The following is a 13,930-nucleotide window of genomic DNA, read 5'->3' on the forward strand; positions in this document are numbered from 1 at the left end:
TAGGTATAAGCAGTAGGTATAGCCTACTCGATTTTCTTGCCAGCCATGGCCTGCTTGATGGAGATTTGCATCACGCGCTCAGCAAACGGGCTGGTCTGCTCTTCCAGATTATCCACCGCTTTCAGGATCTGGTCTTTGTCGCCGCTTGGCAGCACATCGCGCAGCTTCTGCAAATTATCACGCGTTAGGTTTACTTCGTCTTCTGTCAGGTGCTGGCCGTTCTTCTCCAGGAAGCGCTCTACCTGGTACAGCATCTGCTCGGCTGTAGTGCGTGCCTCAATCACCATACGTGCCGACACGTCTTCGCGGGCGTGCGTGATGGAGTCCATCAGCATCTGCTCTACCTGCGAGTCCGTCAAACCGTATTGTGGCTTCACTTCTACCTCCTGCCGCACACCAGAGCGCAGTTCAATCGCCTTTACTTTCAGGATGCCGTCGGCGTTCAGAATAAAGTTCACATCCACTTTTGGAAATCCTGCCGGCATGGCAGGTATACCTTTCAGGTCGAACTCGGCCAATTTGCGGTTCTCTTGCACTAAATCACGCTCGCCCTGGTAAACGGATATTTTCATGTTAACCTGCCCGTCGATCGAAGTCGTGTACTGACGGCCGGCTTTGGTGGGGATCTTGGAGTTGCGCGGGATGATCGAGTCCATCAGTCCGCCCATGGTTTCGATGCCTAGCGTAAGCGGCGTCACATCCAGCAAAAGGATGTCTTTGCGGTTACCTGATAGGATATCGGCCTGTATGGCCGCACCCAGGGACACTACTTCATCGGGGTTAAGGGAAATGTTGGCAGGCTTACCGAAAAACTCCGATACCGTCTCGTATACCAACGGCACACGTGTAGAGCCACCCACCATAATCACGGCATCAATCTGTTCCGGCTTCAGTTTGGCATCACCCATTGCCTGTCGGCAGCTTTCAATGGTCTTGGCCACGATCGGGGCAATTAGCTCCTCGAACTTGTGACGCGTAATGCCGCACTCTATCGTGTCGTTCACCCTGCTGGTATAGATCTGCTGCTGACTGAGCGCCTTTTTAGCATCTTCAGCTTTCAGGCGCAGTACCTGCTGTAATTTTTTGTCTTCGTTGATGGTATCTGCAACGAGCTGGTTTTCCTGAATCCAGTAGTTGATAATGGCCCGGTCCATGTCGTCACCGCCCAGGTAGGTGTCGCCGTGCGTGGAGAGCACCTCAAATATACCTTGATGCAGACTTAGGATAGAGATATCAAATGTCCCACCGCCCAGGTCGTATACGGCAATCGTCTTTTCTTCAGAAGGGTCTATACCTATACCATAAGCAAGCGAGGCCGCCGTTGGCTCGTTTACGATGCGCAGCACTTCCAGTCCGGCCAGCTTGCCGGCATCGCGGGTAGCCTGGCGCTGGGAGTCGTTGAAATAAGCCGGCACCGTGATTACCGCTCTGTTCACCGGCGTTTTCAGGGCATGCTCGGCCCGCTCACGCAGCTCTTTCAGTATTTCCGCCGACAGCTCGATCGGTGAAAAAAACTTATCTCCTACTCTGATTTTTACAAGACCTTCGCTGTCGTCATCGATGATCTTGTAGCCAAAATAGTCTGTGTGCTCACCGAGGTCTTTGTAAGATTTGCCCAGCAGGCGCTTCACGGAGTAAATGGTGTTGGCGGGGTCGGTGGTCAGGTAGTCCTTCGCCTCCGTGCCCACAATCGTCTCGCCGCTCTGCGTGAAATGCACAATGGACGGCACAATGGTACCACGACCAAGGTCATTGATAGCTACTGGTTTTTTAGTTTCGGGATGTATGTAGGCTACCAGGCTGTTGGTAGTCCCAAGATCTATACCCACAATCACCTCTTCCTGCTGAAGGGCTCCTGTAGAAAGGTTTATCGCAACTTTTGCCATGTTTGTATACGTTAGTGAGGCCGCCCTATACCTGGGCAGCACTATACGCAAAGTTACGAAAAAATCAGGGGAGGTGTCGGGATGTCGGCGCTTTATACCTGATACCCGGACTTATGCCTTCAATATAGTAAACGAAACAGGGTATGGATCGTGAGTTGCGTCTTTGCTCACCCGCCAGCAGACTCTAATGACGTAGAGCGCATTGAGGAAGTATAGTACCAGATAGGCGGCAAACACATACCACGAACCTGGGTAGTGCATGATCTTCATCCAGGCGAAAAGCATCACCAAAGGATAGGTGACTAGAGACCAGGTGATCTGAAAATTCAACAGGCTGATGCCCTGCTCGTACACATGGAGCACTTTCTTTTTCTGCGTAATCCAGATGATGAGCGGGAAAACGAGATTGCCAAGCGGCATCAGCAGATACGAAAGCACGGATAGGTGCATCAGCAGCAGCACACTTTTGTCAGGCTCCTTGCCATAATCGTATACCTCCTCCACGTCTACGTTTAGTGCCTGGCAAATGGATTTCAAGGTATAGCCGCGCGGTTCTGTTTCTCCTTTTTCTATACGCTGCAAAGTCCGCAGGCTTATACCTGCCATCTCGGATAGCTCCTCCTGACTTAGTCCTTTTCGCTTTCGTATTTCGAGAATTCTGTTTCCTAACTCATTCATAGTGTAGTTTTTTAGGTTTGTTTCTCAATACTACAGTAAAAGTGCCATCCAGGCTTGCGGTATTTCTACGTCATTCCTATGACATTAATGACTTTTGCGCTCTTTGAGGCTATAAATGCAGAAAGCTGTTCGTCAAAACAGCTTTCTGCACATCCATCGATGGTCCTATACCTTACTTCTCTTTCTTCGGCACAACGATAAACACGTCCTCACTTGGGCGCTTCATCAGGTATTTCTCTCTCGCAAATTTCTCGAGAAGTTCCGGGTTGCCCATCAGTTCCTCGCGATCCTGCTGCACCTCGGCCATTTTCTCGAGGTAGTACTCCTTGTCTTTCTCTTTATTGTGCAGCTCCCTACTCATGCGGTACTGTGTGATAAAATCGTTGGAGTCGAAAAATAACATCCACACCAAAAACAGCATACCTGTTATAAAATAGAAACTGCGGACAAACTTAGGTATACGGTTTAGCATATATAGAATACTATAGATATTACACTGAGGGCTTTACACAAAAATAAGGCTGTGAGTCATAAACCCACAGCCTTATGCCTAAAATATTTTCGGGATGTTCGTTAGAACTTCTTTCCAGGATAATAAGCCACTTCTCCGAGCTCCTCCTCAATACGGAGCAGCTGGTTGTACTTGGCCATACGGTCAGAGCGAGAAGCCGAGCCTGTCTTGATCTGGCCTGTGTTAAGGGCCACTGCCAGGTCAGCAATCGTGTTATCTTCCGTTTCACCTGAGCGGTGCGACATGACGCTCTTATACCCGTGGCGCAGGCCCAGGTTAATCGCGTTGATCGTCTCCGTCAGCGTACCGATCTGGTTTACTTTGATCAGGATAGAGTTGGCTACGCCCTGGTCTATACCTTGCTGTAGGCGTTTCACGTTCGTAACAAACAAGTCGTCGCCCACTAGTTGTACTTTGCTGCCGATTGTTTCAGTCAACTCTTTCCAGCCTTTCCAGTCATCTTCGTCCATACCATCTTCAATCGAAGCGATCGGGTACTTCTCCGTCCACTCTTTCCAGTAGCTCACCATTTCAGAAGAGGTCAGCTTGTCGCCGGTTGACTTCTTGAAGGTATACAGGCCAGTAGATTTGTCGTAGAATTCGGAGCTGGCCGCATCCATGGCAATCATCATGTCATCGCCTGGCTTATAACCAGCTGCTTCGATTGCCTGCAGTACTACCTCGATCGCCTCTACGTTAGACGCAATATTCGGAGCAAAGCCGCCCTCGTCACCTACGTTCGTAGAAAGACCTTTCTTCTTGAGTACATTTTTCAGGTGATGGAACACTTCAGAGCCCATACGCAACGCTTCAGAGAATGAAGGCGCACCAACCGGCATAATCATAAACTCCTGGAAGTCGATGGCATTGTCTGCATGGCTACCACCGTTCAGGATATTCATCATCGGCACAGGCAACGTGTTGGCATTGACACCACCTACGTAGCGGTACAACGGCATACCAAGTTCCTGTGCAGCTGCACGAGCAATCGCCAGCGAAACGCCTAGTATGGCATTAGCGCCCAGGTTACCTTTGTTCTCCGTGCCATCCAGCTCAATCATGATCTTGTCGAGCAGGTTCTGCTCAAAAACCGGAAATCCGACAAGCTCTTCAGCTATTTTCTCGTTTACATTCTGAACGGCTTGTAGTACACCTTTACCCATGTATCTGCCTTTGTCACCATCGCGAAGTTCTACCGCCTCGTGCACACCCGTAGAAGCGCCGGAAGGCACAGCAGCACGGCCTAGCACGCCATTCTCTGTAAACACATCAACTTCTACTGTCGGGTTGCCTCTTGAATCAAAGATCTGGCGGGCTTTAATATCTGTAATTAAGCTCATCGGTTTGTTTTTATATAGTTTTACTTGTTTTGCTCTAACAGGGCGATAAAATCGTCGAACAGGTATACGGAATCGTGCGGACCGGGAGAAGACTCCGGGTGATACTGCACTGAGAACGCCGGCTTTGACTTCATGCGTATACCTTCCACTGTGTTATCGTTCAGGTTGATATGCGTCACTTCTACGTCCGGGTGGTTCTTCAGTTGCTCAGCGTCCACCACAAAGCCGTGGTTCTGCGAAGTGATCTCACTCAGTCCGGTGATCAGGTTTTTAACCGGATGATTCAGGCCTCTGTGGCCATTGTGCATTTTGTAAGTGGCAATACCATTGGCCTGCGCCAGCATCTGATGTCCCATGCAAATACCGAACATCGGTCTGCTCTTCTCCAGTATCTGCTTTACGCTGTTGATGGGCGTTGTCATCACGGCAGGGTCGCCAGGGCCATTCGAAATGAAGTATCCATCCGGGCCCCATTCCTCCATTTCTTCAAATGGCGTATCGTACGGGAACACCTTCACTTCGCAGCCACGAGCCACCAGGTTATTCAAACTATTTCGCTTCACACCAAGGTCCAGCACGGCTACTTTGTACTTTACCTCCTCAGGTTTCATGTGGTATACCTCCTCCGTACTCACGTGAGAGGAAAGCTCCAGCCCGTCCATAGACGGTACCTCGGCAAGTTTACGCTTTAATTCAGAAACATCAGCCGTTTCGGAGGAGATGATGGCGTTCATAGCGCCTTTATCGCGAATATGGCGCACCAGCGCGCGGGTGTCAATTTCGCAAATACCAACTACGCCTGCCTTTTCGAAATAATCCTGCAGAGAACCTTCTGCTTGCTTACGCGAAAAAAAGTGAGAAAACTCCTTACAAACAAGGCCGTTGATCTGTACTTTATCCGATTCAACCTCATCGGACAGTACACCATAATTGCCTATGTGAGAAAATGTAGTGACAACTAACTGACCGTAGTAAGACGGATCTGTAAAGATTTCCTGGTAGCCCGTCATACCTGTGTTAAAGCATAACTCACCACCTTTGGTACCAATACGCCCCAGGCTTTTGCCTGTAAATACGGTACCATCTTGTAATAAAAGAATAGCTTCGGACGTCGTGTGTTTCTTCATCTTGAAAATTTAATACAAAAATAAAAAAGGGACACGACTTATGTCATGTCCCTTTAGAATATTTCACAAATGAAGCTTATTCAGCATCTTTTGTTTCTTCTTTAGTGCCCTCTGCTTCTGGAGTTGCAGGAGTTGAAGCCTCAGTAGACTCCGCGCCTTTTTTCTTAGAAGAAGAACGACGACGAGTTTTCTTAGCACCGGCAGTACCAGTTGTAGTCAGCATATCCTCGTTGTAGTCAACAAGCTCGATCACGCACATTTCTGCATTGTCACCAAGTCTGTAGCCAGTCTTCAGGATACGTGTATAACCACCAGGTCTGTTCGCGATCTTTACAGATACTTCGTCAAACAGCTCTTTCACAGATTCTTTGTCTTGCAGGTATGCGAAAACAGTTCTTCTGGAGTGAGTTGTGTCGTTTTTAGCTTTAGTCAGTAGGGGCTCAACATACTTGCGTAGTGCTTTTGCCTTGGCTACTGTAGTAGAAAGACGCTTGTGCAGGATAAGCGAAGCCGCCATGTTTGACAGCATTGCTTTGCGGTGCGAAGCGGTTCTTCCTAAGTGATTTACTTTTTTACCGTGTCTCATTATTTTGAATTGTGCACGTGCATACCGTCGATCAACCCACCCGGGGATCGGGAATTATGCCGTAGATTGATTAATCTTCTTCTAATTTATACTTAGAAAGGTCCATGCCAAAAGTCAGGCCCTTCTCTTGCACGAGGTTCTCAAGCTCAGTCAAAGACTTCTTACCAAAGTTACGGAACTTCATCATGTCAGAGATGTCAAGCTGTACCAGGTCACCAAGCGTTTTGATGTCGGCGGCCTTAAGACAGTTGTAAGCTCTAACTGAAAGATCCATATCCTGAAGCGAAGTCTTCAGTACTTTGCGCATGTGCAGCAGTTCCTCATCCACAGCTTCTTCTTCTTCAGGCTTAGCTGTTTCGAAGGTCATGGTGTTGTCAGAGAAGAGCATGAAGTGCTGGATCAAAATATTTGCAGCACCTTTCAGGGCATCTTCCGGATGAATAGAACCATCAGTCTGTATGTCAAGCACTAGCTTTTCATAGTCAGTCTTCTGCTCAACGCGTGTATTCTCTACACTGAACTTTACATTCTTGATAGGCGTAAAGATGGCATCGATCGGGATAAGACCGAACACCTGGTCAACCGGCTTGTTCTCTTCAGCAGGAACGTAGCCACGTCCTTTCTGAATAGTCAACTCAACTTCCAGTGTCATGTTCTTATCCAGGTTGCAGATTACCAACTCTGGGTTTAACACCTCAAAGCTTGTAGAAAACTTACTTATGTCGCCAGCTACAAACTTATCCTGACCTGAGATGGTAACGGTAACTTTGTCATCGATAACTTCGCTTATTTTCTTAAAGCGAACCATTTTCAGGTTGAGGATAATATCAGATACATCCTCCACTACGCCTTCAACAGACGAGAACTCATGCAGTACACCAGGTATGCGAACGCTAGTAATTGCGAATCCTTCCAAAGAAGAAAGCAAAATTCTTCGCAGAGCATTACCGATGGTTACTCCGTAACCTTTTTCAAGCGGCTTGAATTCAAATAAACCATGAAAGTCGTCGGCTTTTTCCATCACAACTTTCTCTGGCATTTGAAATGCTAATATTGACATACTTGCAGTGTTAAAGGTTAAAATTTGATTAAGCGGCTTACTTAGAATAGAACTCGACGATCAGCTGCTCCTGAATTTTCTCAGGGATCTGGTCACGCTGTGGCGCAGACACAAATTTACCAACCATCTCAGCTCCATCCCACTCTAACCAACTGAAAGCACGCGCATTGCGAACGCTCAGGCTAGTAGTAATTGCTTCTAGAGATTTAGATTTCTCTCTAACAGCTACCGTATCACCAACTTTTAAGCTATATGAAGGTATGTTTACAATCTCACCGTTTACAGTGATGTGCTTGTGCAATACAAGCTGACGAGCAGCTCTTCTTGTTGGAGCAATACCAAGTCTATAAACTGTGTTGTCAAGTCTAGACTCCAGAAGGGTCAGGAATTGCTCACCAGTTACACCACCTTTTCTGGCAGCTTTCTCAAACAGATTTGCGAACTGCTTTTCAAGCATGCCATAAATGAACTTGGCTTTCTGCTTTTCTGTAAGCTGAAGCGCGTATTCGGACTGCTTCTTACGACGGCCACGGCCGTGCTGTCCAGGAGGATAGCTTTTCTTTTTTAATGCTTTGCTTGGGCCGAAAATCTCCTCGTTAAACTTTCTGGAGATTTTGCTTTTAGGACCAGTATATCTTGCCATTGTATTTAATCTGAATTACTAATTAAACTCTTCTGCGTTTAGGAGGACGACATCCGTTGTGAGGAAGTGGCGTAACATCTTTGATAGTTGTTACTTCGATGCCAGTATTCTGTACAGTACGGATGGCGGACTCTCTACCTGCACCAGGACCTTTAACGAAAACCTCAGCTTTACGCATTCCCAGGTCATAAGCAACCTTAGCGCAATCTGAAGCTGCCATTTGTGCAGCGTAAGGAGTGTTCTTTTTAGAACCTTTAAAACCCATTTTACCAGCAGAAGCCCAAGAGATAACTTGTCCTGCGTTATTGGTTACTGAGATAATGATATTGTTGAAAGAAGCTTTGATGTGTACCTGGCCTGTTGATTCAACAATTACAACACGCTTCTTAGCTTTGTCTTTTCTTTTCTGAGCCATGATCAAAAATTATTTAGAAGCTTTCTTCTTGTTTGCTACTGTCTTGCGCTTACCTTTTCTTGTGCGCGAGTTATTCTTCGTGCGCTGACCTCGTACAGGTAGACCTTTACGGTGTCTCAAACCACGGTAGCAGCCAATATCAAGAAGACGCTTAATATGCAATTGCACTTCTGATCTCAGAACACCTTCGGTTTTGATTTCAGCTGCAATGATATTTCTGATCTCATTAGCTTCATCTTCGGTCCAGTCTTTCACCTTTTTGTCAAGATCCACCCCGGCTTTGTTTAGGATTTGCACAGAGAGATTACGACCTATACCAAAAATGTAAGTCAAAGAGATCTCTCCTCTTTTGTTGTCCGGAATATCAACTCCTGCTATTCTTGCCATAATTAATAATTATCCTTGTCTTTGTTTATATCTTGGATTCTTTTTGTTGATAACGTATAGCTTACCCTTGCGACGGATAATCTTACAGTCAACACTTCTCTTTTTTACTGATGCTTTGACTTTCATTGTAGTTATTTATAACGATAAACAATTCTTCCTTTAGTTAAATCATAGGGTGACATCTCCAACTTAACGCGGTCACCTGGCAGGATCTTGATATAATTCATTCTCATTTTACCTGAGATATGCGCCACTACCTGATGTCCATTTTCTAACTCTACCCGGAACATTGCATTTGATAATGCTTCGATGATAGTACCGTCTTGCTCGATAGAGGACTGCTTCGCCATTTATTGTTGTTTAGCTTTATCTATGTATTCAAAAGTTGTTAATACTTCTGCTTTGTTATTTCTTACGACTACTGTATGCTCAAAATGAGCAGAAGGTTTATTATCACGAGTGCGGATTGTCCATCCATCCTCTTCCTGAATAATATACCTGGTACCGAGATTTACCATAGGCTCAATCGCAAGTACCAAACCGTTTTGAAGCTTCATTCCCTGACCACGTTTTCCGTAATTAGGCACTTCAGGAGATTCATGCAGGTTGCGGCCAATTCCGTGTCCTACCAACTCACGCACAACTCCATATTTAGAAGCTTCGGCATGTGTCTGGATTGCATGGCTAATATCACCAAGTCGGTTACCGACAACTGCCTTTTCGATTCCCTTGTACAAGGACTCTTTCGTAACTTCCAGTAATTGTGCTACCTCTTCCGAGACATTCCCAACAGCATGGGTATAGGCAGAGTCACTATGGAATCCATTTAGATAGACACCACCGTCAACAGAAATTATATCCCCATCGTTCAAAACGTAATTCCCTGGCATCCCATGCACTACAGTAGAATTTACCGAGATACAAAGGCTAAAAGGAAACCCATTATAGTTTTTAAAAGATGGGACAGCACCATGATCTTTCATGAACTCTTCAGCTCTTTTATCCAGTGTAAGGGTGGATACCCCCTCTTTTATAAGAAGAGCTATTTCGCCATGTGCTTTACTTAATATTAAAGCACTCTGGCGAATTAGCTCTATTTCTTCTTCAGTCTTGTAAAAAACCATTTATTAGGATACCATGGCAATATTTTCTGTTCTGCCTCTTAGCTTTCCAGATTTCATCATGCCATCATAATGACGCATTAATAAATAACTTTCAATTTGCTGTAGCGTGTCAAGCACTACACCCACCATGATGATAAGTGAAGTACCACCATAGAACTGGGCGAATTCTCTTGTCACTCCAAATAGCATAGCGATAGCAGGAAAGATTGCCACAAGTGCCAGATAGATAGCACCTGGAAGCGTAATCTTAGTAAGTATATTATCAATATACTCAGAGGTTGCACGGCCCGGCTTCACACCTGGCACAAAGCCACCGCTACGCTTCAAATCATCAGCAATCTGATTGGGATTAACTGTGATCGCTGTGTAGAAGTAAGTGAAAATTAGAATCATTAGACCAAACACCACATTGTACTGCCATGATGTAAAGTCAGAGAATGTAGCACCGATGTAACTCGCTGTTTCATTTGAGTCAGCCCAGATTGAAGCAATCATAGAAGGCAGGAACATAAGTGATTGAGCGAAAATAATCGGCATAACACCTGCAGCATTAACTTTCAGTGGAATGAATTGACGCTGACCACTGTAAAGTGAACTGCCACCAACTTGCTTAGCATACTGTACAGGAATTCTTCTAATAGCCTGGGTCAACATAACAACAGACATTACAACGAAGAAGAGAACGATCAGCTCAAAGATAAATAGCAAAGCGCCATTCAACTCTTTAGACAATGCCTCTGCCACAATAGCGCCAGGGAAACGAGAGATAATGCCTATCATGATAAGCATTGAAATACCGTTGCCTATACCTTTATCCGTTATCTTTTCACCAAGCCACATACAGAATATGGTGCCTGACGTTAAGACAATCATCGAACTTATGGTAAACAGTGTAGTGTTAACAATAATTGCCTCGCTGTTAATGGTAGCCACAAAGCCGACCGCCTGCGCAAGCGTAATGATAATAGTAAGAACTCGGGTGATTTGGTTTATTTTCTTTCTACCAGACTCACCCTCCTTCTGCATTTTCTGGAAATAAGGAACGGCTATAGTAAGCAGCTGTAATACGATAGAAGCTGATATATATGGCATGATACCCAACGCAAAGATGGAAGCATTGCTAAATGCTCCACCTAAGAACGTATCCAACAGCCCGAATATACCCTCTGTGTTGGACTTGAGCTGGTTAGGATCTATACCAGGAAGAACAACATAAGAACCTAATCTAAAAATAGCTATAAAACCTAAGGTATTGAGTATGCGTACTCTTAGATCATCAATAGCAAAAATGTTCTTAATTGTTGTTATAAACTTCTTCATAAAAATTAAAGGGCTACTGTTTTACCGCCTGCTTTTTCGATGGATGAAATGGCAGTCTGAGAAAAAGCATGAGCGTGTACTTCTACAGCTTTAGAAATCTCTCCTCTACCTAAGATCTTAACTTTGTCATTCTTGGACACTAAACCGTGTGCCTTGAAGAAATCAAAGTTAAAAACTTTTTCATTAGTATCCGCAGCCAATGACTCCAGAACATCTAAATTAATTCCTTTATACTCTACTCTATTGAAGTTTTTGAAACCAAATTTTGGAACACGTCTCTGAAGTGGCATCTGACCACCTTCAAAGCCAGACTTCTGCGAGTAGCCTGAACGAGACTTGGCACCTTTGTGTCCTCTGGTAGAAGTTCCACCTCTACCTGAGCCAGTTCCTCTGCCTATTCTCTTTCTAGTCTTAACAGACCCTTCTGCAGGTTTTAATGAATTCAAATACATATTAAATGTCCTTTACTTCTACTAAATTGTGAACCTTGTTAATCATACCAGCAATCTGAGGCGTTTTTTCAACAGTTACTGATTTATTGATCTTACCAAGACCTAAAGCTTGAATTGTTAGCTTCTGGTCTTTCGGTCTGTCAATAATGCTTTTAACTTGTGTGATTGTTACTTTAGCCATCTCAATTAACCGTTAAATACTTTCTGCAAATTAACACCACGCTGCTGTGCTACGGCCAAAGGGTCACGCATCTTAGCCAAAGCGTCAAAAGTTGCTTTTACCACGTTGTGTGGGTTAGAAGAACCTTTAGACTTGCAAAGTACGTCTTTTATACCAGCACTTTCAAGTACGGCACGCATTGCACCACCGGCAATTACACCTGTACCAGGAGCTGCAGGCTTCACAAGCACGAAACCACCTGAATACTTACCTTCCATTGCATGCGGTACAGTGTGATGGTAAAGAGGAACCTTAACCAGGTTCTTCTTGGCATCATCAATACCTTTCGCAATAGCGTCAGTTACTTCATTTGCTTTACCAAGGCCATATCCAACTACACCGTTACCATCACCTACTACGACGATGGCAGCGAAGCTAAATCTTCTACCACCTTTTACAACTTTGGCCACACGATTGATCGCTACTACTCTTTCTTTGAGTTCGATCTCGCTAGCCTTTACACTACGAACATTATTTTTCAACATAATTCTTAGAATTTTAGGCCTGCCTCGCGAGCGCCTTCAGCCAATGATTTTACGTTACCATGGTAAAGGTATCCAGAACGGTCAAACACCACCTGAGAGATACCCATCTCGAGAGCTTTTGCTCCTATTTCTTTTCCAACCTGATTGGACACTGAAATATTAGCGTTGGATACACCGTCAAGCTTCGTAGAAGAGGCAGCCGCCAAAGTTTTTCCTGTAGTGTCATCGATCAACTGTGCATAGATAGCTTTGTTGCTTCTAAAAACAGATAATCTCGGTCTGGCAGAAGTACCAGAAATCTTGTTTCTGATACTTCTTTTAATTCTAAGTCTTCTTGATACTTTATTAACAGACATGATGATGATTATTTAGACGCTGTCTTACCAGCTTTTCTTCTTACAACTTCACCTACAAAACGGATACCTTTACCTTTGTAAGGCTCTACTTTGCGCAGTGCTCTGATTTTAGCAGCTACCTGACCGATCAGTTGCTTGTCATTGCTTTCAAGCGTAATAACTGGAGCTTTACCTTTTTCTGTTACTGCGGTAGCAGTAACTTCCGGAGGCATGGCCATAAAGATATTGTGAGAGTATCCCAGAGCTAGCTCTATTACGTTTCCCTGCACGGTTGCTTTATAACCTACACCTACTAGCTCAAGCTGCTCTTTGTAACCTTCGCTTACACCAACAACCATGTTGTTGATCAGCGAGCGGTAAAGACCATGCATAGCTTTATGACGCTTTTGCTCAGTAGGACGCTCCACCACGATCTGGTTTTCCTCCTGCTTTACAATCATGTCTTTGTCTACCGGAGTAGTAAGTGAGCCTTTTGGTCCTTTTACAGTAACAACGTTATCTTTTGCTATCGCAAATTCAACATTATTTGGCAGGCTGATTGGCAATTTTCCTATACGTGACATTGTCTATCCTCCTATTAGTAAACGTAACACAATACCTCACCACCTACATTCAGTGACTTGGCTTCTTTTTCAGTCATTACACCTTTGGAAGTTGACAGGATAGCTACACCCAATCCGTTCAGAACGCGTGGCAGGTTGTCATTTCCGGTATACTTGCGAAGCCCTGGCTTACTAATCCTCTCAAGTTTCACAATAGCAGATTGCTTAGTGGTAGGATTGTATTTCAGAGCGATCTTAATAGTACCTTGTACAGAAGAATCTTCAAACTTATAGCTTTGAATGTATCCTTTGTCGTACAATACTTTTGTTATCTCTTTCTTGATATTGCTAGATGGTATTTCAACTACTCTGTGGTTTGCCTTGATGGCATTACGCACTCTAGTTAAATAATCTGCTATTGGATCTGAGTTCATTATGAATCACTTAAATCTTGATTGCTTTTTTCTAAGCGAGCGGCAAAGATAAGAATATCTTTTCTTCTTTCTTAGTTTCTTAAGAAAAATTACCAGCTGGACTTTGTTACTCCAGGGATTTTACCAGCAGAAGCAAGTTCTCTGAAAGTAACACGAGAAATACCAAACTTTCTCATGTAGCCACGTGGCCTTCCGGTTAACTTGCAACGATTGTGTAGTCTTACAGGAGAAGAGTTTTTAGGAAGTTTGTCGAGTCCTTCGTAATCTCCTTTAGCTTTGAGTTCTGCACGCTTCGCAGCGTACTTAGCTACTAATTTCTGTCTTTTAAGCTCTCTCGCTTTTACTGCTTCTTTAGCCATTTTTC

Annotated in this window: 21 protein-coding genes; all 21 read right to left on the reverse strand. The window is 44.6% G+C overall.

Going from position 1 to position 13,930, the window contains the following annotated elements; all coding sequences use genetic code 11:
* Positions 1 to 23 precede the first annotated feature (23 nt).
* On the reverse strand, positions 24 to 1,886 hold the full coding sequence (hscA, locus tag L1278_RS02315; RefSeq protein WP_253400884.1) for a Fe-S protein assembly chaperone HscA: 1,863 nt from the start codon (positions 1,884 to 1,886) through the stop codon (positions 24 to 26).
* Between the two features lie 111 nt (positions 1,887 to 1,997).
* Positions 1,998 to 2,564, reverse strand: coding sequence for a helix-turn-helix domain-containing protein (locus L1278_RS02320; protein ID WP_253400885.1), 567 nt, complete (start codon positions 2,562 to 2,564; stop codon positions 1,998 to 2,000).
* 172 nt (positions 2,565 to 2,736) lie between these two features.
* Entirely contained in the window at positions 2,737 to 3,036 is a 300-nt protein-coding gene (locus L1278_RS02325) for a septum formation initiator family protein (RefSeq protein ID WP_253400886.1), read from the reverse strand.
* A 101-nt stretch (positions 3,037 to 3,137) separates the two neighbouring features.
* Positions 3,138 to 4,415 carry a phosphopyruvate hydratase gene (gene eno, locus L1278_RS02330; protein WP_253400887.1) on the reverse strand — a complete coding sequence of 426 codons (1,278 nt, stop codon included), beginning with the start codon at positions 4,413 to 4,415 and terminating at the stop codon, positions 3,138 to 3,140.
* A 20-nt stretch (positions 4,416 to 4,435) separates the two neighbouring features.
* Positions 4,436 to 5,542, reverse strand: coding sequence for a glutamine-hydrolyzing carbamoyl-phosphate synthase small subunit (carA, locus tag L1278_RS02335; RefSeq protein WP_253400888.1), 1,107 nt, complete (start codon positions 5,540 to 5,542; stop codon positions 4,436 to 4,438).
* Between the two features lie 76 nt (positions 5,543 to 5,618).
* Positions 5,619 to 6,128, reverse strand: a complete 510-nt coding sequence (gene rplQ / locus L1278_RS02340) for a 50S ribosomal protein L17 (RefSeq protein ID WP_253400889.1) — start codon at positions 6,126 to 6,128, stop codon at positions 5,619 to 5,621.
* 70 nt (positions 6,129 to 6,198) lie between these two features.
* Positions 6,199 to 7,188, reverse strand: a complete 990-nt coding sequence (locus L1278_RS02345; RefSeq protein WP_253400890.1) for a DNA-directed RNA polymerase subunit alpha — start codon at positions 7,186 to 7,188, stop codon at positions 6,199 to 6,201.
* 37 nt (positions 7,189 to 7,225) lie between these two features.
* Positions 7,226 to 7,831 (reverse strand): 30S ribosomal protein S4, encoded by a 606-nt coding sequence (gene rpsD / locus L1278_RS02350; RefSeq protein ID WP_076669294.1) that lies wholly within the window; start codon positions 7,829 to 7,831, stop codon positions 7,226 to 7,228.
* Positions 7,832 to 7,853: 22 nt separating this feature from the next.
* Complete coding sequence (gene rpsK, locus L1278_RS02355) at positions 7,854 to 8,246, reverse strand: 30S ribosomal protein S11 (RefSeq protein ID WP_116541555.1); 393 nt, start codon at positions 8,244 to 8,246, stop codon at positions 7,854 to 7,856.
* Between the two features lie 9 nt (positions 8,247 to 8,255).
* Complete coding sequence (gene rpsM, locus L1278_RS02360) at positions 8,256 to 8,633, reverse strand: 30S ribosomal protein S13 (RefSeq protein ID WP_076669293.1); 378 nt, start codon at positions 8,631 to 8,633, stop codon at positions 8,256 to 8,258.
* Between the two features lie 9 nt (positions 8,634 to 8,642).
* Positions 8,643 to 8,759 carry a 50S ribosomal protein L36 gene (gene rpmJ, locus L1278_RS02365; protein ID WP_045688470.1) on the reverse strand — a complete coding sequence of 39 codons (117 nt, stop codon included), beginning with the start codon at positions 8,757 to 8,759 and terminating at the stop codon, positions 8,643 to 8,645.
* Positions 8,760 to 8,764: 5 nt separating this feature from the next.
* Positions 8,765 to 8,983: a translation initiation factor IF-1 gene (infA, locus tag L1278_RS02370; RefSeq protein WP_018476861.1), complete on the reverse strand. Its 219-nt coding sequence runs from the start codon at positions 8,981 to 8,983 to the stop codon at positions 8,765 to 8,767.
* On the reverse strand, positions 8,984 to 9,757 hold the full coding sequence (gene map, locus L1278_RS02375) for a type I methionyl aminopeptidase (protein ID WP_253400891.1): 774 nt from the start codon (positions 9,755 to 9,757) through the stop codon (positions 8,984 to 8,986).
* Positions 9,758 to 9,760: 3 nt separating this feature from the next.
* The gene (gene secY, locus L1278_RS02380; protein WP_188501558.1) at positions 9,761 to 11,077 is read right to left on the reverse strand and encodes a preprotein translocase subunit SecY; all 1,317 of its coding nucleotides are present in this window, start codon (positions 11,075 to 11,077) and stop codon (positions 9,761 to 9,763) included.
* Positions 11,078 to 11,082: 5 nt separating this feature from the next.
* A complete protein-coding gene (gene rplO / locus L1278_RS02385) occupies positions 11,083 to 11,529 on the reverse strand; it encodes a 50S ribosomal protein L15 (protein WP_116541558.1) in 447 nt (148 codons plus the stop codon).
* Between the two features lies 1 nt (position 11,530).
* Complete coding sequence (gene rpmD / locus L1278_RS02390) at positions 11,531 to 11,710, reverse strand: 50S ribosomal protein L30 (RefSeq protein ID WP_188501557.1); 180 nt, start codon at positions 11,708 to 11,710, stop codon at positions 11,531 to 11,533.
* 5 nt (positions 11,711 to 11,715) lie between these two features.
* Positions 11,716 to 12,234, reverse strand: coding sequence for a 30S ribosomal protein S5 (gene rpsE, locus L1278_RS02395; protein WP_188501556.1), 519 nt, complete (start codon positions 12,232 to 12,234; stop codon positions 11,716 to 11,718).
* A 5-nt stretch (positions 12,235 to 12,239) separates the two neighbouring features.
* Entirely contained in the window at positions 12,240 to 12,590 is a 351-nt protein-coding gene (gene rplR, locus L1278_RS02400; protein WP_253400892.1) for a 50S ribosomal protein L18, read from the reverse strand.
* Positions 12,591 to 12,598: 8 nt separating this feature from the next.
* Positions 12,599 to 13,153 carry a 50S ribosomal protein L6 gene (rplF, locus tag L1278_RS02405; protein ID WP_253400893.1) on the reverse strand — a complete coding sequence of 185 codons (555 nt, stop codon included), beginning with the start codon at positions 13,151 to 13,153 and terminating at the stop codon, positions 12,599 to 12,601.
* Positions 13,154 to 13,167: 14 nt separating this feature from the next.
* Complete coding sequence (gene rpsH, locus L1278_RS02410; protein ID WP_188501553.1) at positions 13,168 to 13,566, reverse strand: 30S ribosomal protein S8; 399 nt, start codon at positions 13,564 to 13,566, stop codon at positions 13,168 to 13,170.
* Positions 13,567 to 13,655: 89 nt separating this feature from the next.
* Complete coding sequence (gene rpsN / locus L1278_RS02415; RefSeq protein ID WP_188501552.1) at positions 13,656 to 13,925, reverse strand: 30S ribosomal protein S14; 270 nt, start codon at positions 13,923 to 13,925, stop codon at positions 13,656 to 13,658.
* Positions 13,926 to 13,930: the final 5 nt, after the last annotated feature.

Source organism: Pontibacter sp. HSC-36F09, assembly GCF_024171605.1.
Taxonomy (GTDB): domain Bacteria; phylum Bacteroidota; class Bacteroidia; order Cytophagales; family Hymenobacteraceae; genus Pontibacter.